Genomic DNA, 21,520 nt, shown 5'->3' on the forward strand with positions numbered 1-21,520 from the left:
TCATCGGTCTTGGACGCCGGCAAAGTCAAGCCGCATACTTGACTTCAATTATCAATTTGCATCGACAAGGTATGACCACGACTATCACTTCAGTGGAAGCCATCCTGGTGGACCTGCCCACCATCCGGGCACACCAGCTGGCCATGGCCACCATGCAGCAGCAGACGCTGGTGATCGTGCGGCTGCGCTGCAGCGACGGCGTGGAGGGCATCGGCGAGGCCACCACCATCGGCGGCCTGTCCTATGGCGACGAAAGCCCGGAAGGCATCAAGCTGACCATCGACACCTACCTGGCGCCTGCGCTGGCTGGCCAGGATGCCACCAACGTGCATGGCGCGATGGCGCGGCTGGGCAAGGTCGCGCGCGGCAACCGCTTCGCCAAGTCCGCGCTGGAGACCGCGTTGCTGGATGCGCAGGGCAAGCGCCTGGGCGTGCCGCTGGCCACGCTGCTGGGGGGCGCGGTGCGGTCGACACTGCCGGTGCTGTGGACGCTTGCCAGCGGCGACACCGCCCGCGACATTGCCGAGGCCGAGCAACTGCTGGCCGAGCGCCGCCACCATACCTTCAAGCTGAAGATCGGCCGGCGCAGCGTGCGCGACGACGTGGCCCACGTGGCCGCGATCAAGCGCGCGCTGGGCGACCGGGCGCGCGTCACCGTCGACGTCAACCAGGCCTGGAACGAGGCCGACGCCGCCACCGGCATCGCCATGCTGGAAGCCGCGGGCATCGACCTGATCGAGCAGCCGACTCCGCGCGAGCAGCGCATGGCGCTGGCCCGGCTGGCCGCGCGCTTCGTGGTGCCGATCATGGCCGATGAAGCGGTGTGCGGCCCGGAAGACGCGATGGAACTGGCGCGCATCGGCGGCGCCGACGTGTTCGCGCTGAAGATCGCCAAGGCCGGCGGCATCTTCGGCATGCTGCGCACTGCCGCGGTGGGCGACGCCGCCGGCATCGCGCTGTACGGCGGCACCATGCTGGAGGGCAGCGTCGGCACCATTGCCGCGGCGCATGGCTTCTGCACGCTGCCGCAGCTGGCCTGGGGCACCGAGCTGTTCGGACCGCTGCTGCTCAAGGACGATATCGTGCAGCAGCGCCCCGAGTACCGCGACTTCAGCCTGCACCTGCCCGAAGGCCCCGGCCTGGGGCTGGCGCTGGACGAAGACAAGCTGGCGCACTACAGGCGCGGCTGAACTGGCAGGCAACTTCCCCGCATGACATGCCATATGCGCGGGGCGCATCAAGCAGTGAGGAGACTATGAAAACGTTATTCCAGCGGCTGGCAAGCACCGGCCGCGCAGGGGCGCTGGCACTGGCTGCCGGCCTGTCGTTCGCCGCGCCGACCGCGCACGCGGCCTATCCCGACCATCCGATCCGCTGGATCGTGCCGTTCCCCGCGGGCGGTGCCATGGACAACATCGCGCGCACGCTGGGCGAAGACATGTCGCGCACGCTGGGCCAGGCCATCGTGGTCGAGAACCGGCCGGGCGCCGGCGGCAATATCGGCGCCGAACTGGTGGCGCGCGCGCCCGCCGACGGCTACACGCTGATCATCGTCGCCAACGGCATGGCCGTGAACCCGGCGCTGTACGGCCGGCTGAGCTACGACCCGGTCAAGGACTTCGCGCCGGTGTCGCTGCTGGCGGTGGTGCCCAACGTGCTGGTGGCCAGCAAGGCGCGGCGCCAGGAAAGCACCGTCAAGGATGTGGTGGCGCACGCCAAGGCGGCGCCGGGCAAGTACACCTATGCCTCCGCGGGCAACGGCACCTCGATCCACCTGGCGGGCGAGCTGTTCACCTCGATGGCTGGCGTCGACATGCTGCATATCCCCTACAAGGGCAGCGGCCCGGCGATGACGGACCTGCTGGGCGGCCAGGTCGACTACATGTTCGACAGCATCACCTCGGCCAGGCCGCATATCGAATCGGGCAAGCTGACGGCGATCGCGGTCACCACCAGCAAGCGCTCCAGTGCGCTGCCCAATGTGCCGACGGTGGCCGAAGCCGGCCTGCCGGGCTATGAACTGTCGCCGTGGTTCGCGGCCTTCGTGCCGGCGAAGACGCCGCAGCCGGTCATCGACACGCTCAACCGCGCCATGCTCGAGGCGCTGCGCAAGCCTGCGGTGCAGAAGCGGCTGGCGCAAATCGGCGCCGAGCCGATCGGCAGTTCGCCGGCGGTGCTGCGCGAGCACCTGGCGAAGGAAACCGAGAAGTGGGGTGTGCTGATCCGCCAGCGGGGTATCCGGGCGGATTGAGCGGCCTGGACCAGCGCGGTTCATAGGGGGAGTCCCCCCGAGATGCTCCGGGGGAATGTCATTACCCTGCCCCCCGTCTCCCTGGCACATAATGTGCGTAAGATGCCAGCCGAAAGGCACACTCGAGCGGATCACCCGCCGGCACTGAGGGGAGACAATGAGCAGTTCAACCGACAAGTTCTCGGCCACCATGCGCGATGGCCTGGCCGATCTTGCCCGCCGCCTGCGCTTTGCCATGGAGGAGGGCGCGATCTGGCTGGACGAGCAGCGCATGATCCTGATCCATACCGCCGCCCTGGGCGCGCTGCGCAAGGAACTGGTGGACACCCTGGGCATGGAGCGCGCGCGCGGCCTGTTCACCCGCATGGGCTTCCATTCGGGCATGCGCGATGCGGAGGTCGCGCGCAAGCTGCGCGCCGGCCACAGCGACTTCGGCCAGCTGGAGATCGGGCCCTGCCTGCATACCATCGAGGGGGTGGTGCGGGTCACGCCGGTCAAGGTCGACATCGATATCGCCGCCGGCATCTACGATGGCGAGTTCCTGTGGGAAGACTCCTTCGAGGGCGACGTCCACCGCCAGCTGTTCGGCATCGTCGACGAGCCTGCCTGCTGGATGCAGATCGGCTACGCCACCGGCTACACCTCGGCGCTGATGGGGCGCACCATCCTGTACCGCGAGGTCGAGTGCATCGCCTGCGGGCACCCGCACTGCCGCATCATCGGCAAGCCGGTGGAAGCCTGGGAAGACGGCGCGCAGGCACTGGCGCTGTACCAGCCCGATCCCGTGATCGAAACCATCATCGCCCTGCAGAGCGAGGTCGAGCACCTGCGCGCGCTGCAGGGCACCCCGGCCACGCCGGCCGACCTGGTCGGCACCTCGCCAGGCTTTCGCGCCGCCTGGAGCCTGCTGCAACGCGCCGCGGCCAGCAACGTGACGGTGCTGCTGCTGGGCGAGACCGGCGTGGGCAAGGAGCGGTTCGCGCAGGCATTGCACAGCGTGAGCGGGCGTGCCGACAAGCCCTTCATTGCCGTGAACTGCGCGGCGATTCCCGACGAGCTGATTGAGTCCGAGCTGTTCGGCGTGGAAAAGGGCGCCTTCACCGGCGCCAGCCAGTCGCGCCCCGGGCGCTTCGAGCGCGCGCACGGCGGCACCCTGTTCCTGGACGAGCTGGGCGAACTCTCCGCCTCGGCCCAGTCCAAGCTGCTGCGCGTGCTGCAGGAAGGCGAGGTCGAGCGCGTGGGCGGCACCGGCACGCGCAAGGTGGACGTGCGGCTGGTGGCCGCCACCAATGTCGACCTGGCCGAAGCCGTGAAGCAGGGCACTTTCCGCAAGGACCTGTACTACCGCCTCAATGTCTATCCGGTCACGATCCCGCCGCTGCGCGAGCGCCTGGACGATATCCGGCCGCTGGCCGAGCGCTTCGTGGCCCGCTACGGCGCGCGCCACGGCAAGCGCATCGTCGGCATCACCGACCGCGCGCTGGCCGAGCTGCGCCACTATGACTGGCCCGGCAACGTGCGCGAACTGGAGAACGTGATCGAGCGCGGCGTGATCCTGGCCAGCCAGGGCGGCCAGATCACCGCCGACCACCTGTTCCTGCCAGGCACCGTGGCACCGGTGGTGGATACCGCGCCGCGGCTGGGGGCGGGCGGCACCTTGCCAGACCTGCGCGAAGCCGCGGTCCATGCGCTGCTGGACCAGATGTCCGAGCAGCAGCTGGCGCTGGGCGAAGTCGAGACCGTGCTGATGGAGGCGGCCATGCAGCGCGCCGACGGCAATATGAGCCAGGCGGCGCGGTTGCTGGGTATTACGCGGCCGCAGCTGGCGTATCGGTGGAAGATGCGCGGCACGCGCGGGGGTAACGGCCACGGCAACGGTAACTGAGGCCGCTTCCAGGCTTCAAATGCCGAGGGTGTGCTCCCCTCTCGCGCAAGCGGGAGAGGGGAGCACACTCGCGTAGATCAAGCGCGTTCACACGATCCCCTGCGCCACCCATCTCCTCCGCTTCTCCCGGCCCCTCGCATTTCTCCACTTGATCATTTGATGCAGCCCCTCCGGGCCGCGCATCGGCCCGAAGTTGCCCGATGCTGCACCGCGCCAACGATTTTTCCCTGTCAGATCAAGTCTTCTCAACTAGGTTGCCCACGCACGCTGCTGCGCCGCAGGGCAATCCCATCCGCATCTGCTCGCTGCCCGCAAACGCCCGCCCGGCGCGGCTTTTGATCATTTGATCAAGGCCTGCGCGCAGCTTCATCAATTCATCGATGCGTTTCGCGCGGACCTTTCCGGGTTAACGCGCACGCTCGCCACCGCCAATTCCCCGCAACCCTTGTCCCACAACGCTTCGCGCTCGCTGGCACGGTCTTCGCAATAAGGCCTGCGTCCAGCCAACGCAATGGAGCGCGCCATGAACACCCCGTCGGTTCCCCTGTTCGAAGCCACGCCGCGCTATGTGCGGGTCGAGGGCCGCACCCCAGAAGGGTTTGTGCAGTTCGCCTTCAGCGTGGCCGACCCCGAGCTCAACGTCGAACTGATCATGCCGGAGCCGATGTTCGAAGCCTTCTGCTGCGTCAACCGCGTGCGCTTCCTGCCCCCGCTGGAAGCAGCGCCGCAGCCGCAAGCCGACGACTGACGCCGCAGCCACCGCATCACAAAGAGAGAAGGGATACAGGAGACCAAACGATGCAAGTCGATATCAAGACCCAGCAGATCCAGCCGCTGCGCCAGACCTACGGCCATGTCGCGCGCCGCTTCGGCGACAAGCCGGCGTCGCGCTACCAGGAGGCGACCTACGACGTGCAGTCGGAGGTGAACTTCCACTACCGCCCCACCTGGGACCCCGGCTTCGAGCTGTATGACAAGCGCCGCACGGCGATCGTGATGCAGGACTGGTACGCGCTGAAGGACCCGCGCCAGTTCTACTACGGCGCCTACGTTACCGCGCGCGGGCGCCAGCAGGATGCAACGGAGAAGAGCTTTGCCTTTGTCGAGAAGCGCGGGCTGCTGCAGGCGCTGCCGGCCGAATGGCAGGAACGCCTGGCCACAGGCCTGCTGCCGCTGCGCCATGTGGAGTGGGGCGCCAACATGAACAACTTCTACTGCGCCGACTATGGCTGGGGCACGGCCATCACGCAGGCCTGCACCTATTGCGCGATGGACCGCCTGGGTATCGCCCAATACCTGTCGCGCATCGGCATGCTGCTGGACGGCAATACCGGCGTGGCGCTGGAGCGGGCCAGGGTGGCGTGGCTGGAGAGCGCCGCATGGCAGCCGCTGCGCCGCTTTGTCGAGCATACCTTTGTCACCGAGGACTGGTTCGAGACCTTCGTCGCCCAGAACCTGGTGCTCGACGGGCTGCTCTACCCGCTGGTCTACCAGCATGCCGACGCGGTGATCGCGCGCGCCTGCGGCACCGGGCTGGCGGTGCTGACCGAATTCATGAACGACTGGCGCGACGAGCACGCACGCTGGGTCGATGCCGTGATCCAGGCCGCCGCGGCCGAGTCCGAGGCCAACCGCGTGCTGCTGTCTGGCTGGGCGCGCGCCGCCTGCGCCGAGGTGGCGCAGGCGCTGGTGCCGGTGGCCGATGCGCTCACCGGCGAGGACGGCGCGCAGATGGTGGCGCTGTGCCGCGAGCAGTTCGAAGTCCGCCTGGGCAAGCTCGGCCTGGCTGCCTGATCCGCCCACAACGAACCCCACGGAGACACGCCATGTCAGCCACCCCTGCCAACGTCTACATCGCGCTGCAGAACAACGACGACACCCGACCCATCATCGACGCCATCACCGAGGCCAACCCGCATGCGGTGGTGTCGCAGTTTCCCGCCATGGTCAAGATTGACGCCCCCGGCCACCTGACCATCGTGCGCGAACTGGTGGCCGGCAAGCTCGGCCGCGACTGGGACCTGCAGGAGATCCACCTGAACCTCATCTCGCTGTGCGGAAACATCGACGAAGACGAAGACGCCTTCACGCTGCGCTGGAATGCCTGACACCGCAGCGGCACACAGAACATCACGGAGACATCATGGACGCACGCAAGAAGCTCAACCTGCGCGAGAAGTACGCCTCGATGACGCGGGACCTGGCCTGGGAAACGACCTACGAGCCGATGGACAAGGTCTTCCCGTTCGACAAGTACGAGGGCATCCGCATCCACGACTGGGACAAATGGGAAGACCCGTTCCGCATGACCATGGATGCCTACTGGAAATACCAGTCGGAGAAGGAGCGCAAGCTGTACGCGATCATCGACTCGTTCGTGCAGAACAACGGCCACCTGAACGTATCCGATCCGCGCTACCTGAACGCGCTGCGGCTGTTCCTGACCGGCGTGACGCCGCTGGAATACGCTGCCCACCGCGGCTACGCGCACCTGGGCCGGCATTTCCGCGGCGCCGGCGCGCGCGTGGCGGCGCAGATGCAGTCGGTCGACGAACTGCGCCACGCCCAGACCCAGCTGCACACGCTGTCGGTCTACAACAAGTACTTCCACGGCTTTGGCGAATGGCGCCATATGCACGACCGGGTCTGGTACCTGTCGGTGCCCAAGTCCTACTTCGAGGACGCGATGAGCGCGGGGCCGTTCGAGTTCATCACCGCGATCTCGTTCTCGTTCGAGTATGTGCTGACCAACCTGCTGTTCATGCCGTTCATGTCGGGCGCCGCCTACAACGGCGACATGGCCACGGTGACCTTCGGCTTCTCCGCACAGTCCGACGAGTCGCGCCACATGACGCTGGGCCTGGAAGTGGTCAAGTTCCTGTGCGAGCAGGACCCCGGCAATATCCCGATCCTGCAGAAGTGGCTGGACAAGTGGTTCTGGCGCGGCTTCCGCCTGCTCACGCTGGTCGGCATGATGATGGACTACATGCTGCCCAAGCGCGTGATGTCGTGGGCCGAGGCCTGGGAGATGTACTTCGAGCAGGCGGGCGGGGCGCTGTTCAAGGACCTGGAGCGCTACGGCCTGCGCATGCCCAAGTACCACGAAGTGGCCACCAAGACCAAGGACCGCATCACGCACGAGGCCTGGGCCACCTTCTACAACTACGCGGGCGCGGCCGGCTTCCACACCTGGGTGCCCAAGGCGGACGAGATGGCGTGGCTGGCCGAGAAGTACCCGCAGACCTTCGAGCGCTACTACAAGCCGCGCCTGGACCACTGGCAGGAGCGCCAGCAGGCCGGCGACCGTTTCTACAACGCCACGCTGCCGATGCTGTGCCAGACCTGCCAGATCCCGATGGTGTTCTCGGAGCCGGACGATCCCACCCAGACCTGCTACCGCGAAAGCAGCTACCACGGCATGAAGTTCCATTTCTGCTCGGACGGCTGCAAGGACATCTTCGACGACGAGCCCGCCAAGTACGCGCAGGCCTGGCTGCCGGTGCACCAGATCTACCAGGGCAACTGCGGCGGCGCCACGCTGGAGGACGTGCTCAAGTGGTACCGGCTGAACCCGGGCGCTGACAACCTGGACTTCGAGGGCTCGCAGGACCAGCGCAACTGGAACGCGTGGAAGGGCATCGGTCCTGCCGCCGACGCCGCCTGAAGCGGCCCCATCAAAAGACAAGGAGACAACCATGCCCGTCGTATCCATCGGCGACTACGCCTTCGAGGCGGCCGACCGCGAGGCCGTGTTCCACGGCAACCGCCTGCTCTATATCGGCTGGGACGGCCACCTGCTGTTCTGCGCCCCGCATTGCTTACCGTTCCCGCCGTCGATGCCGCTGCGCGAGGTGGTGGACAAGGTGCTGCCCGGCGTCTACGGCTACCACCCCGACTTTGCCCGCATCGACTGGGGCCAGGTGCAGTGGCTGCGCGGCCGCCAGCCCTGGCAGCCCGACCTGGACCGCTCGCTGGAAGAGAACGGCCTGGGCCACAAGGACGTGATCCGCTTCCGCACGCCGGGGCTGGACGGAATCGGCGGCAGCCGCAGTTGAGGCGCACGGGCGAACGCACCACCGGAAGGAGACCAAGATGTATTCGCTGACCATTGAACCGATCGGGCAGACCATCCCCATCGCTCCCGGGCAGACCGTGCTGGACGCCTGCCTGCGCAACGGCGTGTGGCTGCCCCATGCCTGTTGCCACGGCCTGTGCGCCACCTGCAAGGTGCAGGTGGTGGACGGCGAGGTCGAGCAGGGCGAGGCCTCCAGCTTCGCGCTGATGGACTTCGAGCGCGACAACGGCCAGTGCCTGGCCTGCTGCGCGACTGCGCAGTCGGACCTGGTGATCGAGGCCGACATTGAGGAAGATGCCGATGCGCTGGGCCTGCCGCTGGCCGACTATCGCGCCGAAGTTGTCGAGACGCGCGCCCTGACGCCCACCATCCTGGGCATCTGGCTGCGTGTGAAGGATGGCGGACGCACGGCATTCCAGGCCGGTCAGTACGTCAACCTGACCGTGCCGGGCTGCGACCAGCCGCGCGCGTTCTCGCTGGCCAACGCGCCGGGCGACGACCTGGTCGAGCTGCACGTGCGGCGTGTGCCGGACGGGCAGGCCACTGGCTACCTGCACGACCAGCTGGCGGTCGGCGATGAACTGTCGTTCTCAGCGCCCTATGGCCGCTTCTTCGTGCGCAAGTCGGCGCAGGTGCCGATGCTGTTCCTGGCGGGCGGCTCCGGCCTGTCCAGCCCGCGCGCGATGATCCTGGACCTGCTGGCCGCCGGCGAGACCCTGCCGATCACGCTGGTGCAGGGCGCACGCAACCGCGGCGAGCTGTACTACGGCGCCGAGTTCCAGGCGCTGGCGCAGGCCCACCCCAACTTCCGCTACGTGCCCGCGCTGTCGGACGAACCCGCCGACAGCGGCTGGAGCGGCGCGCGCGGCTACGTGCATGACGTGCTGCAGCAGCTCTACGCGCAGGACGGCAATGCCGACTTCCGCGGCCACAAGGCCTACCTGTGCGGGCCGCCGCCGATGATCGAGGCCTGCATCCGCACGCTGATGCAGGGCCGGCTGTTCGAGGCGGATATCCACACCGAGAAGTTCCTGTCCGCGGCCGATGCGCAGAACAGCGCGCGCAGTCCGCTGTTCAAGATCTGAGGAGGCCGGCCATGCATACCGTCGAGATCGCCGGCAGCGGGCTGCGCTACCCCTGCGCGCCGGAGCAGAACCTGCTGCGGGCCATGGAAGTGCTGGGCCAGCGCGGCATACCCGCCGGCTGCCGCGGCGGCGGCTGCGGCGTGTGCAAGGTCCGCATCGAGGCCGGCGACTACCACGCCGGCAAGATGAGCCGCGCCTGCCTGTCCGAAGCGCAGCAGCGCGACGGACTGGTGCTGGCCTGCAAGACCTACCCGGACAGCGATATCCGCCTGCGGCCGGTGGCCCTGCTGCAGCGCTGCCTGGAAAAGCAGCGGCAGCGCGAACAGGGCCGGTAGCAAGCGAACGAAGCACAAGCAAGGAAGGTGGCACCCACACAACGCCACCCCACCACACCAGGAGACCCACCATGGCATTGACAGGCGTATTGCGACCGGGGCACGTAGCCCTGCGCGTGCTGGAGCTGGAACCGGCGCTGAAACACTACACCGAGGTACTCGGCTTGATCGAAACCGCGCGCGATGCGCAGGGCCGGGTGTTCCTGAAGGCATGGGACGAGCACGACCACCACAGCGTGGTGCTGCGCGAGGCCGATAGTCCGGGCATGGACTACATGGGCTTCCGCGTCGACAGCGGCCACACGCTGGAGCGGCTGGCGCAGGAGGTGGAGCGATCCGGCCTGGCCATCGACTGCCAGTGGATCGCCGCCGGCGAGCACCCGCATACCGGCGCGCGCTTTCGCTTCACCATCCCCACCGGCCATGCGATCGAGCTCTTTGCCGACAAGGACAAGCCCGGCTGCAGGACCGGCGACCTCAACCCCGACCCCTGGCCGGACGACCTGCGCGGCATGGCGCCCAGCCGCTTCGACCACTGCCTGCTGTATGGCGATGATGTCGACGGCACCGTCAGGCTGTTCCGCGACGTGCTGGGCTTTTCCCTGGCCGAGCAGGTCGTGGCCGGCCCCGATGGCGAGATGCTGATCGGCGCCTTCCTGACCTGCTCGAACAAGGCGCACGACATCGCCTTTATCCGGCACCCGGAGAAGAACCGCTTCCACCATGCCTCGTTCCTGCTCGACAACTGGGGCGAGGTGCTGAAGGCGGCCGACATCATCTCCAAGAAGGATGTCTCGCTCGACATCGGCCCGACCCGCCACGGCATCACGCGCGGCGCGACGATCTACTTCTTCGATCCCTCGGGCAATCGCAACGAGGTCTTCTCCGGCGGCTATATCCACTACCCGGACAAGCCCACCATTACCTGGACCGACAACGAGCTGGGGCGCGCGATCTTCTATCACGACAGGAAGCTGAACGAAGCGTTTTTGAATGTGCTGACCTGAGCGCGAACACTCGCCTCCCGCTGATTTGCCCCCTCTCCCGCAAGCGGGAGAAGGGGCACCCAAACGATGAGCGGAGGATCGCAGTGCGCGATTGCTTCAACACCAGAGAACCAATATGAAAGACTTCAAGAACTTCATCAACGGCGAGTGGGTCGGCACCGCGCGGACCTTCGAGAACCGCAACCCGACCGACAACAGCCTGATCGGCCACGTGCACGAGGCCGGGCGGGCCGAGGTCGACGCCGCGGTGCAGGCCGCGCGCAGCGCGCTGCAGGGGCCGTGGGGCCGCATGACGGTGGCGCAGCGGGTCGAGCTGCTGCACGCGGTGGCTGACGGCATCAACCGCCACTTCGACGAATTCGTGCAGGCGGAGATCGCCGATACCGGCAAGCCCTTCGGGCTGGCCAGCCATATCGACATCCCGCGCGGCGCGGCCAACTTCAAGGTCTTTGCGGACCTGATCCGCAACGTGCCGACCGAAAGCTTTGCCATGGACACGCCCGATGGCGGCAAGGCCATCAACTACGCGGTGCGCAGCCCGCGCGGCGTGATCGGCGTGGTGAGCCCGTGGAACCTGCCACTGCTGCTGATGACGTGGAAGGTCGGGCCGGCGCTGGCCTGCGGCAATACGGTGGTGGTCAAGCCCTCGGAGGAGACCCCCGCCACCGCGACGCTGCTGGGCGAGGTGATGAACGAGGCCGGCGTGCCGCCCGGCGTCTACAACGTGGTGCATGGCTTTGGCCCGGATTCGGCCGGCGCCTTCCTGACCGCGCACCCGCAGGTCAACGGCATCACCTTCACCGGCGAGACCCGCACCGGCGAGGCCATCATGAAGGCCGCGGCCAATGGCGTGCGGCCGGTGTCGTTCGAGCTGGGCGGCAAGAACGCGGGCATTGTGTTCGCCGATGCGGACTTCGACAAGGCCGTGGCCGGCATCACGCGCTCGGCGTTCGAGAACAGCGGGCAGGTGTGCCTGGGCACCGAGCGTGTCTATGTGCAGCGGCCGATCTTCGAGCGCTTTGTCGCCGCGCTGAAGGCGAAGGCCGAGGGCCTGAAGCTGGGGCGGCCCACCGAGCTCGGCGTGAACATGGGCCCACTGGTGTCGCACGAGCATCGCGACAAGGTGCTGTCCTACTACCGCAAGGCCGCCGAGGCCGGCGCCACCGTGGTCACCGGGGGCGGCGTGCCGCAGATGCCGGGGGCGCTGGCCGAAGGCGCCTGGGTGCAGCCCACCATCTGGACCGGCCTGCCGGAAAGCGCCGCCGTGATCCGCGAGGAGATCTTCGGGCCCTGCTGCCATATCGCCCCGTTCGACACCGAAGAGGAAGTCATCGCGCTGGCCAATGACACCCCGTACGGCCTGGCCGCCACGGTCTGGACCGGCGACCTCGGCACCGCGCACCGCATGGGCAGCGCGCTGGACGTTGGCATCTGCTGGATCAATGCCTGGTTCCTGCGCGACCTGCGCACCGCCTTTGGCGGCGCCAGGCAGTCCGGCATCGGCCGCGAGGGCGGTGTCCATTCGCTCGAGTTCTACACCGAGCTGCGCAACGTCTGCGTCCGCCTGTGAGGTCCCATCATGCATAGCGAACTCCTTGAGATCGGCGCCGGCCTGCACCATGCGCTGGCCTCCCGCCGCCCGGTGGCGCCGCTGACCGAATCGTGGCCGGAGTTGAGCATCGACGATGCCTACCGCATCCAGCTGGCGATGGTGCAGCACCGGCTCGATGCCGGCGAGCGCGTGGTCGGCAAGAAGATCGGCGTGACCAGCCGCGTGGTGATGGACATGCTCGACGTGCGCCAGCCCGACTTTGGCCACCTGCTGTCCGGCATGGTCTACCCCGACGGCGCGGCGATTCCCGCCGACACCCTGATCGCGCCCAAGGCCGAGGGTGAAATCGCCTTCGTGCTGAAGGAAGACCTGGAAGGGCCGGGCGTGACCAATGCCGACGTGCTGCGCGCCACCGCCTACGTGCTGCCTTGCTTCGAGATCGTCGACTCGCGCATCCGCGACTGGAAGATCCGCATCCAGGACACGGTGGCTGACAACGCATCGTCAGGCGTATTCGTGCTGGGCGACGCCGCGGTGGACCCGCGCAGCGTGGACCTGGGCACGGTCGGCATGACGCTGGAGAAAAACGGCGAGATCGTCGCCACCGGCGCCGGCGCGGCCGCGCTCGGGCATCCCGTCAACGCGGTGGCATGGCTGGCCAATACGCTTGGCCGGCTGGGCATTGGCCTGAAGCGGGGCGAGGTGATCCTGTCCGGCTCTCTTGCCGCGATGGTGCCCGTAACCGCTGGCGACCAGTTGCGCATCAGCCTGGGCGGTATCGGCTCGGCCGGCGTGCGCTTTGTCTGAGCCCGACCCCTTTTCCAATTCAGCGCAGGACAAGCCATGAACCTGACACAAGACACCATTGCCCGGCTCGCCGAGCACCTGGAGAACGCCGAGCTGCAGCGCGAGGCGGTGCGCAAGATCACCGATGAATACCCGGACATGGACTGGGACGACGCCTACGCCATCCAGGACGCCATCCGCGCGCGCAAGGAGGCGCGCGGCACCCGTATTGCCGGGCTCAAGATGGGCCTGACTTCGTTCGCCAAGATGCGCCAGATGGGCGTGAGCGACCCGGTGTACGGCTTCCTCACCGACTATGGCGCCTGCATGGACGGGGCCGCCATCGATACCGGCACGCTGATCCACCCCAAGGTGGAGGCCGAGATTGCCTTCGTGCTGAAGGCCCCGCTCAAGGGGCCTGGCTGCCATATCGGCGACGTGCTGGCCGCGACGGACTTCGTGGTGCCGGCGGTGGAGGTGATCGACTCGCGCTACGAGTACTTCCGCTTCGACCTGAAGAGCGTGATTGCCGACAACACTTCGTCGGCGCGCTTCGTCGTGGGCGGCACGCACCGCGGCGCCGAGGGGCTGGACCTGAAGAACCTGGGTGTTGTGCTTGAGAAGAACGGCGAGGTGGTGGCCACGGCGGCCGGCGCGGCGGTGCTGGGGCATCCGGCCAACAGCGTCGCCATGCTGGCCAACATGCTGGGGGCGCGCGGGCGCGAGCTGCCGGCGGGCACGTTCATCATGACCGGCGGCGTGACCGAGGCCATCGCGGTGGCGGCCGGCGACAACATCACCGTTCGCTACCAGCACCTCGGCACGGTATCGATGCGCTTCACCTGAACGGCGCACCAAGGAGACACACCATGCCAATCATGCAGGTCTTCCTGATCGAAGGCCGTACCGACGAACAGAAGGCGCGCCTGATCCGCGCACTCACCGATGCCGCGGTCGAAGCGGTGGGCGCGCCGGTGGAAACCGTGCGCGTGATGATCACCGAGGTGCCGAAGGCGCAGTTCGGCATCGGCGGCAAGACCGCCAGGGAACTGGGCCGCTGACGCACACGCGAAAAAGGACAACGACATGGACATGAAAGCAAGCGGCCGCCACAAGGTGGCCATCATCGGCTCCGGCAATATCGGCACCGACCTGATGATCAAGGTGATGCGCCACGGCCGGAGCCTGGAGATGGGCGCCATGGTGGGCATCGATGCCGCGTCGGACGGGCTGGCCCGCGCCGCGCGCCTGGGCGTGCCGACCACGGCCGAGGGCATCGACGGGCTGGTCGGCATGCCGGGCTTCGGCGATATCCGCATCGCCTTCGATGCCACCTCGGCCGGCGCCCATGCGTACCACAACCGCGTCCTGCAGCAGCACGGCGTGCGCGTGATCGACCTGACGCCGGCGTCGATCGGCCCGTACGTGGTGCCCGTGGTCAACCTGGACCAGCACCTGGACGCCCCCAACATCAATATGGTCACCTGCGGCGGCCAGGCCACCATTCCCATGGTGGCGGCGGTGTCGCGCGTGGCCAACGTGCACTACGCCGAGATCGTGGCGTCGATATCGAGCAGGTCGGCCGGGCCCGGCACGCGCGCCAATATCGACGAGTTCACCGAGACCACCAGCCAGGCGCTGTGCTCGGTGGGCGGCGCCGCGCGCGGCAAGGCCATCATCGTGCTCAACCCGGCGGAACCGCCGCTGATGATGCGCGACACGGTCTTCACCTTGTCGGAGGACGGTGATGAAGCGGAAATCGCGGCGAGCGTCGAAGCGATGGCGCAGGCAGTGCAGGGTTACGTACCGGGTTACCGGCTCAAGCAGCGCGTACAGTTCGAGCGTATCGCTGCGTCGGCGCCATTGAATATCCCCGGCCTGGGACCGATGAGCGGGCTCAAGACCTCGATCTTCCTGGAAGTGGAGGGCGCCGCCCATTACCTGCCGGCCTATGCCGGCAACCTCGACATCATGACCAGCGCCGCACTGGCCTGCGCCGAGCGCCTGGCCGAGGCCCGGCTGTCCGCATGAGCCGCAGGGAGACAAAGATGACCGCACAACCTACCAGGAAGCTCTACATCTCCGACGTGACGCTGCGCGACGGCAGCCACGCCATCCGCCACCAGTACAGCCTGGACCACGTACGCCGCATCGCGGCCGCGCTCGACGCCGCGCGCGTGGATTCGATCGAGGTCGCGCACGGCGACGGGCTGTCGGGCTCCAGCTTCAACTATGGCTTTGGCGCCCATACCGACCTGGAATGGATCGCCGCCGTGGCCGAGACCGTGCGCCATGCCCGCGTGGCCACGCTGCTGCTGCCGGGCGTGGGCACCGTGCACGACCTGCGCGCCGCCTATGATGCCGGCGCGCGCGTGGTGCGCGTGGCCACGCACTGCACCGAAGCCGATGTCTCGCGCCAGCACATCGAATATGCGCGCGAACTCGGCATGGACACCGTTGGCTTCCTGATGATGAGCCACATGACCACGCCCGCGGCGCTGGCGCAGCAGGCGAAGCTGATGGAAAGCTACGGCGCCCAGTGCGTCTATGTGGTCGATTCCGGCGGCGCGCTGGGCATGCAGGACGTGCGCGAGCGCTTCCGCGCCTTCAAGGACGTGCTCAAGCCAGAAACCCAGACCGGCATGCACGCCCATCACAACCTGAGCCTGGGCGTGGCCAATTCCATCGTCGCGGCGGAAGAGGGCTGTGACCGCGTCGACGCCAGCCTGGCCGGCATGGGTGCCGGTGCCGGCAACGCCCCGCTGGAAGTCTTTATCGCCGCCGCCGAACGCCTGGGCTGGCAGCACGGCTGCGACCTCTACACGCTGATGGATGCCGCCGACGACATCGTGCGCCCGCTGCAGGACCGCCCGGTGCGCGTTGACCGCGAGACCCTGGCGCTGGGCTACGCGGGGGTCTATTCCAGCTTCCTGCGCCATGCCGAGGCCGCCGCGGCGCGCTACGGCCTGGGCACGGTCGACATCCTGGTCGAGCTGGGCCGGCGGCGCATGGTGGGCGGGCAGGAAGACATGATCGTGGATGTGGCGCTGGACTTGCTGGCGCGGCGCAGTGCGCAGGCGGAGCAGGGTGTGTCGTCGGCGGCGGTGGCCTGACCGTCGGCAGGCGCGGTCGGGGCGAGGCTCAGCACCTCGGCCGCGCCAGCGAGCGAAAATCGATCGCATCCGTGCTCACCGCGGCAATCTTCGGCCCGAAGCTCCTGATATTCGACAATGTCGCATTGTGATGCTCGCGAATGCGGGCCGCGTCGGCGTGCGGCTTGTCGTGCGTCGTGTGCGCGTCCGCGGCGATGGTCACCCCGTAGCCATTGGCTGCCGCGCGGCGCACTGTGGTGTCAACGCAGAACTCGGTGGCATAGCCGCACACGACCACATGCTTCACATCATGTTCAGCAAGGACCGTCTGGAGTTCAGTGCGCAGAAAGCTGTCGGGGGTGCGCTTGCCGATCCGGTAGTCACCCGGTTCGACCTGAAGTCCGGCGGACAGTTGCCACGCCGTTGAACCGTGCCGCAGGGCGTCCTCATTCTCGTGCTGGATGAAGATGACCGGCACGGCCGCCTGACGGGCTCGTGTACTCAGGGTGTTGATATTGGTGGCAACCGCGGCGGCATCGCCTGGCAACGGTGCGGAATCGACCAGGCCGGCCTGGAAATCGATGATGAGCAGTGCGCAATTCATGTTGTGCTCCCGTGAAGGTGGTCGACTGTAGCTTGCCGGCGCTACGGCTGGACCCGCAATGCCAGGAACGTCCCGTTCGGCTGGAACAGCTTCAGTGCGTCCACGGCCTCTTGCGCCGGCGCGCGAAACTCCACGCGCCAGCCGGGCAGCTCCGCGATCTCGAAGGTCTGGCCCTCGGACGGCAGCAGGTGGTAGCGGGGTTGCCCCGTGATGGTCATGAGCAGGTGCCCGGCCGCATCCAGCGCGACTTCGATGCGCTGCACGCTGTGCCGGTACTCGCCGGCGCAGCGCGCGCGGAAGGCGGCCGTGGTCGCGTCGCCGCTTGCCATGCGGTGGAAGACAATATCGTCGACCAGCGGCTCCAGCGGTGCCGCAATGCTGTCGATGGTGCCTTCCCGGTTGTAGAGGAAGGTGAGGGCCAGGTTGTCGGGATGGATTTCGGCGGGCTTTTCGGCCGTGCTGAACACATCGTAGTGACGATGGGCGAGCTGGCCGGACATGCCGCGCCAGCGCCAGGAGAGTGCATCGCCATCCGCACCGATGGTGACTTGCCCGTAGGCGGGGTGCGAGTAGTCGCCTGCGTAATCGTGCAGCGGATGGCTGGGGCTGGGGCTGGTGCCGGTATGCTGCCGCGCTTGCCGTGCCGCCTGGTTGATCTGCAGTTGTGCGAGCATTTCGTGGCGCCGGGCCTGCATGCAGGTGAACCAGTCGATGGGCGGATGCCCGCACAACTGGTCCAGAGCCGCATAGGTCAGCAGCGCGGTCACCGCGCTGGGTGCCCGGTTGGTCAGCACCGCAATGCCGATACGCCTGGATGGCATCAGCGTCATCAGCGCCGCCCAGCCCAGCCAGCTGCCGGAGTGCGAGACCGTGCGCTCGCCGCGGTATTGCTCGACCGTGAGGCCAAGGCCGTAATGCTGATCGCCGACCTCCGGGAACTCCGACATGCCGATATGCACGCCCGGCGTCATCATGTCGCGCACGATCGCCGGCGATAGCAGCGCACGCCCGCCAACCTTGCCTTCATCCAGCAGGCAGCGCATCCATTTCGCCAGGTCCTCTACCGAGGTGGCGAGGCCACCGGCCGGCTTCACAATGGACGACAGGCTGGCTCGCAGGCGTTCGTCGCCAACCATCGTATGCGGGTGCGCGTGGTCGGGAGCGGCGGCCAGGGCATCGGCGGAGAAACCGAAGCGTGAGAAGCCCAGCGGCCGCAGCAGGCGCTCCCCGGTGAAGTCCTCCCAGCGCTGGCCGCTGAGGCGCTCGGCCACATGGCCGGCGATTACGTAGCCAAGGTTCTGGTACTGCCAGCGTTCGCGCAGGTCACGGCTGGGCGCCAGGTGGCGCAGCCGTGCCAGCAGCTCGCTGGTATCAAGGTCGCCCGGTGTATGGAGCCAGTCGTGGCGCGGCATGCCGCTGTGGTGGCAGAGCAGGTCGCGCACCGTGATGCGCTCGGTGGTGACGGCATCGTGCAGCCGGAATCCCGGGATGAGGTCGCGCACGGGCGTGGTCCAGTTAAGCTTGCGCTCGTCCACCAGCAGGCCCAGGCCGGCGGCGGTGAAGGACTTGGTGATCGAGCACAGCATGAACTGCGTGGCGGTTGTCACCGGTGCTGATCCGACGCTGTCACGGACCCCGTAGCCCCGCATCAGGACGGGCTCGCCGTCGCGGATCACGGCCAGCGCAAGCCCGGGGATCTTCCAATCGGCCATCGACTCTTCGACCAGTGCATCGAATCCGTTCAGCACGAGGCGTTCCTGGGGGCATGGGCTCCGTATGCTGCCATGTCCTGGCGACGCAGTCGCCGCTTGCTCGAAGTGACTGTGCCTGGTTCGCGACATCTCCAGCGTTGTCACTGGCATATTTGTGATTATTGGTGCACTCCAGGCAGCCATTCCTCCTGCTGGCCAGGCCATGCCCCTCTCTCGTAGGGATCAGTTCGGCCCGTCGCAACCGTTAGCCAGCGCAATAAAGAGCACGGATACGCCAGAAAATCGCCAGGGCAAAGTACCCCGGCCGGATCGCGGACGCCGAGCCGACCAGCAGGAACGGGCGCGCAGTGTTGCATGCAGCAGTCGGGCATGCAGGGTTGGATTCAAAACAAACGAAGCGCATACGTCTTATTGGACGGTGAGGGGAGTGATCATGAATTTCAGGAGTCTGTCTATCCGCACGCGGCTGCTAGCCGGGTTCGGCACGCTGGCGGGCATGGTGCTGGTGGTGTCCGCGTATTCGCTGCATGCGCTCGGCGATGCGACCGCAGGTTTCAATGATTACCTGAACGGGCTGAATGCCCGCGCGGACATGGCCGCGCAAGTGCGCAGCGCGGTGGACCGGCGGGCCATCGCGGCGCGCAACCTGGTGCTGGTGACCGATGCGGCGGAACTGGAGCGCGAGAAGGCCGATGCCTTGCGCGCGCACCAGGACGTGCAGACCCGCCTGGCGCGGCTCAATGAGATGGTGCGCCAGCCCGGCATCAGCGATGAGGCGCGCAAGCTGGTGGAGGAGGTGGCGAAGGTCGAGGCGCAGTATGGCCCGGTCGCCACCGGCATCGTCGGCCTGGCGGTGGAGCGCAAGATCGAGGAAGCCGTCTCCCGTATCGACAAGCACTGCCGCCCGCTGCTGGCGGCGCTGATCAAGGCGACCGACGCCTATGCGGAGTTCACCAAGACGCGCCAGAAGGAGATGGAGCGCAGGCTGGAGGCGGATTATGAGCGCCAGCGCAACCTGCTGATCCTGATTTCCCTGGTATCGGCAGCGATCGCTGTCGTTGGCGGGTTGCTGGTCACGCGTGCCATCACTCGGCCGATCCAGCGCGCCGTGGACGTGGCCGGCACCGTGGCCAGCGGCGACCTGGGCGCACGTATCGAGGTGGATCGCGATGACGAGACCGGTCGCCTGCTTGCCGCGCTGCGCGACATGAACGAGCGCCTCACCGCCACCGTCACCCAGGTGCGTGCAGGCAGCGGCAATATTGCCGTGAGCACCAGCGAGATCGCGCGCGGCAACGCTGACCTGAGCAGCCGCACCGAGGAACAGGCGGCGTCGCTGGAAGAAACCGCGGCGAGCATGGAAGAGCTGACCGAGACCGTGCGCCTGAATACCGACAACGCCCGCCAGGCCAGCGAGCTGGCGCGCAGCGCGGCCGACGTGGCGCAGCGCGGCAGCGCCACGGTGCAGCGCGTGGTCGGCACGATGCAGGACATCAGTGCCAGTTCGTCCAAGATCGCCGAGATTACCGGCATCATCGAAGGCATTGCCTTCCAGACCAACATCCTGGCGCTGAACGCGGCGGTGGAGGCGGCGCGTGCCGGTGAGCAGGGCCGCGGCTTTGCCGTGGTGGCCAGCGAGGTGCGCGGCCTGGCGCAGCGCTCATCGAGCGCGGCCAAGGAGATCAAGGACCTGATCGAGGCGTCGGGACGCCAGGTGCACGACGGTGCGTCGCTGGCATCAGAGGCGGGCCAGACCATGGCCGAGGTGACCCAGGCGGTGGCGCGCGTGACCGGCATCGTGGAAGAGATTGCCACGGCGTCCGCCGAACAGACCCGCGGCATCGAGCAGGTCAACCAGGCCATCGCGCAGATCGACCAGGTGACGCAGCAGAACGCGTCGCTGGTGAACGAAGCTGCCAACGCGTCGCGCGCGCTGGAAGAGCAGGGCCGCGAACTCACTGAGGTGGTGGCGTTCTTCCGCCTGCCGGGCGAAGGCGGCGCCTCGCACCTGGGTGCCGATACGCTGGCCACGCAGCGGCGCGCGGCGCACAGGCTGGCCGCGGCATAGCGCCACGCCGGGGCGGCGTGGCTGCAAGATGGCCCCGGGGCGGGTAAACTGGCCGGTCCCAGCCTCCTTGCCATCGCCATGACCGCCCTGCCTATCTCCTTCGACGACGTCGCCGCCGCCCACGAACGCATCCGCGCGGCGGCCCACCGCACCCCGGTGCTGACCTCCGCCACCGCGGACGCGGCCACCGGCGCGCAGCTGTTCTTCAAAGCCGAGAACTTCCAGCGCATCGGCGCCTTCAAGTTCCGCGGCGCCTACAACGCCATCGCCCAGTTCACGCCGCAGCAGAAGGCGGGCGGCGTGCTGGCGTTCTCTTCCGGCAACCATGCCCAGGCGATCGCGCTGTCGGCCCGGTTGCTGGGCGTGCAGGCGGTGATCGTGATGCCGCAGGACGCCCCCGCGATCAAGATCGAAGCCACGCGCGGCTATGGCGCCGAAGTGGTGCTGTATGACCGCTACCAGGACGATCGCGAGGCGCTGGGCCGGCGCATCGCCGCCGAGCGCGGCATGACGCTGATTCCGCCGTATGACCATCCGCATGTGATGGCGGGGCAGGGCACGGCCGCCAAGGAGCTGTTCGAGGAAACCGGCCCGCTGGACATGCTGGTGGTGTGCCTGGGCGGCGGCGGGCTGCTTTCTGGCTGCGCGGTGGCGGCCCAGGCGATGTCGCCCGGCTGCGCCGTGTACGGCGTCGAACCTGAGGCCGGCAACGATGGCCAGCGCAGCCTGCGCAGCGGCGAAATCGTCCGCATCGACACCCCGCGCACCATCGCCGACGGCGCGCAGACGCCGTTTCTGGGCAACCACACCTTTGCCGTGATCCGCGAGCTGGTGATGGACATCGCCACGGTGTCGGATGCCGAACTGGTCGACACCATGAAGTTCTTCGCCGGGCGCATGAAGATCGTGGTCGAGCCCACCGGCTGCCTGGCTGCCGCCGCGGTGCTGCACGGCAAGCTGGATGTGAAGGGCAAGCGCGTGGGGGTCATCATCTCGGGCGGCAATGTCGACCTGGGCGCCTTTGGCAGCTTCCTGCTGGGTTGAGTCGGGCGGCAGGGAATCCTGGAC

The 21,520-nt window shown here is 67.6% G+C and carries 21 protein-coding genes; 19 read left to right on the forward strand and 2 right to left on the reverse strand.

The annotated features are described in order from the left end of the window. Positions 1 to 71: 71 nt before the first annotated feature. The 17 genes from CNE_RS20455 (at position 72) to dmpG (ending at position 16,089) form a co-directional block, all read left to right on the forward strand. On the forward strand, positions 72 to 1,190 hold the full coding sequence (locus CNE_RS20455; protein WP_013952182.1) for a muconate/chloromuconate family cycloisomerase: 1,119 nt from the start codon (positions 72 to 74) through the stop codon (positions 1,188 to 1,190). Between the two features lie 65 nt (positions 1,191 to 1,255). Next, a complete protein-coding gene (locus CNE_RS20460; RefSeq protein ID WP_013952183.1) occupies positions 1,256 to 2,251 on the forward strand; it encodes a tripartite tricarboxylate transporter substrate binding protein in 996 nt (331 codons plus the stop codon). A 157-nt stretch (positions 2,252 to 2,408) separates the two neighbouring features. Further along, entirely contained in the window at positions 2,409 to 4,136 is a 1,728-nt protein-coding gene (poxR, locus tag CNE_RS20465) for a phenol degradation transcriptional regulator PoxR (protein ID WP_013952184.1), read from the forward strand. 523 nt (positions 4,137 to 4,659) lie between these two features. Next, complete coding sequence (locus CNE_RS20470; protein ID WP_013952185.1) at positions 4,660 to 4,884, forward strand: phenol hydroxylase subunit; 225 nt, start codon at positions 4,660 to 4,662, stop codon at positions 4,882 to 4,884. A gap of 50 nt (positions 4,885 to 4,934) precedes the next feature. Beyond that, positions 4,935 to 5,930, forward strand: coding sequence for an aromatic/alkene monooxygenase hydroxylase subunit beta (locus CNE_RS20475; protein ID WP_013952186.1), 996 nt, complete (start codon positions 4,935 to 4,937; stop codon positions 5,928 to 5,930). 32 nt (positions 5,931 to 5,962) lie between these two features. Beyond that, positions 5,963 to 6,244 (forward strand): MmoB/DmpM family protein, encoded by a 282-nt coding sequence (locus CNE_RS20480; protein WP_013952187.1) that lies wholly within the window; start codon positions 5,963 to 5,965, stop codon positions 6,242 to 6,244. A gap of 35 nt (positions 6,245 to 6,279) precedes the next feature. Then, positions 6,280 to 7,800 carry an aromatic/alkene/methane monooxygenase hydroxylase/oxygenase subunit alpha gene (locus CNE_RS20485; protein WP_013952188.1) on the forward strand — a complete coding sequence of 507 codons (1,521 nt, stop codon included), beginning with the start codon at positions 6,280 to 6,282 and terminating at the stop codon, positions 7,798 to 7,800. Positions 7,801 to 7,831: 31 nt separating this feature from the next. Beyond that, positions 7,832 to 8,191, forward strand: a complete 360-nt coding sequence (locus tag CNE_RS20490) for a phenol hydroxylase subunit P4 (RefSeq protein WP_013952189.1) — start codon at positions 7,832 to 7,834, stop codon at positions 8,189 to 8,191. A 37-nt stretch (positions 8,192 to 8,228) separates the two neighbouring features. Next, the gene (locus CNE_RS20495) at positions 8,229 to 9,296 is read left to right on the forward strand and encodes an NADH:ubiquinone reductase (Na(+)-transporting) subunit F (RefSeq protein WP_013952190.1); all 1,068 of its coding nucleotides are present in this window, start codon (positions 8,229 to 8,231) and stop codon (positions 9,294 to 9,296) included. Positions 9,297 to 9,307: 11 nt separating this feature from the next. After that, a complete protein-coding gene (locus tag CNE_RS20500) occupies positions 9,308 to 9,631 on the forward strand; it encodes a 2Fe-2S iron-sulfur cluster binding domain-containing protein (RefSeq protein ID WP_013952191.1) in 324 nt (107 codons plus the stop codon). 71 nt (positions 9,632 to 9,702) lie between these two features. After that, positions 9,703 to 10,638, forward strand: a complete 936-nt coding sequence (locus tag CNE_RS20505; protein WP_013952192.1) for a catechol 2,3-dioxygenase — start codon at positions 9,703 to 9,705, stop codon at positions 10,636 to 10,638. Positions 10,639 to 10,753: 115 nt separating this feature from the next. Continuing rightward, positions 10,754 to 12,208 carry a 2-hydroxymuconic semialdehyde dehydrogenase gene (locus tag CNE_RS20510; protein WP_013952193.1) on the forward strand — a complete coding sequence of 485 codons (1,455 nt, stop codon included), beginning with the start codon at positions 10,754 to 10,756 and terminating at the stop codon, positions 12,206 to 12,208. 9 nt (positions 12,209 to 12,217) lie between these two features. Then, positions 12,218 to 12,997, forward strand: a complete 780-nt coding sequence (dmpE, locus tag CNE_RS20515) for a 2-oxopent-4-enoate hydratase (RefSeq protein WP_013952194.1) — start codon at positions 12,218 to 12,220, stop codon at positions 12,995 to 12,997. Positions 12,998 to 13,033: 36 nt separating this feature from the next. After that, positions 13,034 to 13,822: a 2-oxo-3-hexenedioate decarboxylase gene (gene dmpH, locus CNE_RS20520; RefSeq protein ID WP_013952195.1), complete on the forward strand. Its 789-nt coding sequence runs from the start codon at positions 13,034 to 13,036 to the stop codon at positions 13,820 to 13,822. Positions 13,823 to 13,845: 23 nt separating this feature from the next. After that, positions 13,846 to 14,037 (forward strand): 2-hydroxymuconate tautomerase, encoded by a 192-nt coding sequence (locus CNE_RS20525; protein WP_013952196.1) that lies wholly within the window; start codon positions 13,846 to 13,848, stop codon positions 14,035 to 14,037. A gap of 25 nt (positions 14,038 to 14,062) precedes the next feature. Next, entirely contained in the window at positions 14,063 to 15,007 is a 945-nt protein-coding gene (locus CNE_RS20530) for an acetaldehyde dehydrogenase (acetylating) (protein ID WP_013952197.1), read from the forward strand. A gap of 17 nt (positions 15,008 to 15,024) precedes the next feature. Next, positions 15,025 to 16,089 (forward strand): 4-hydroxy-2-oxovalerate aldolase, encoded by a 1,065-nt coding sequence (gene dmpG / locus CNE_RS20535; RefSeq protein ID WP_013952198.1) that lies wholly within the window; start codon positions 15,025 to 15,027, stop codon positions 16,087 to 16,089. 28 nt (positions 16,090 to 16,117) lie between these two features. Here the strand turns inward: dmpG and CNE_RS20540 are convergent, their stop codons facing one another. Next, complete coding sequence (locus tag CNE_RS20540) at positions 16,118 to 16,672, reverse strand: cysteine hydrolase family protein (protein WP_013952199.1); 555 nt, start codon at positions 16,670 to 16,672, stop codon at positions 16,118 to 16,120. A gap of 41 nt (positions 16,673 to 16,713) precedes the next feature. Continuing rightward, the gene (locus CNE_RS20545; RefSeq protein ID WP_041228547.1) at positions 16,714 to 18,420 is read right to left on the reverse strand and encodes a serine hydrolase; all 1,707 of its coding nucleotides are present in this window, start codon (positions 18,418 to 18,420) and stop codon (positions 16,714 to 16,716) included. A 397-nt stretch (positions 18,421 to 18,817) separates the two neighbouring features. On the opposite strand from CNE_RS20545, the gene CNE_RS20550 reads away from it, so the two are divergent. Together CNE_RS20550 and CNE_RS20555 are read left to right on the forward strand one after the other, a co-directional pair. Next, a complete protein-coding gene (locus tag CNE_RS20550; protein WP_013952201.1) occupies positions 18,818 to 20,452 on the forward strand; it encodes a methyl-accepting chemotaxis protein in 1,635 nt (544 codons plus the stop codon). Between the two features lie 78 nt (positions 20,453 to 20,530). Beyond that, positions 20,531 to 21,496, forward strand: a complete 966-nt coding sequence (locus CNE_RS20555) for a threo-3-hydroxy-L-aspartate ammonia-lyase (RefSeq protein WP_013952202.1) — start codon at positions 20,531 to 20,533, stop codon at positions 21,494 to 21,496. Positions 21,497 to 21,520 lie beyond the last annotated feature (24 nt).

Origin of the sequence: Cupriavidus necator N-1, from assembly GCF_000219215.1 — a bacterium.
In the GTDB taxonomy this organism is placed as follows: domain Bacteria; phylum Pseudomonadota; class Gammaproteobacteria; order Burkholderiales; family Burkholderiaceae; genus Cupriavidus; species Cupriavidus necator.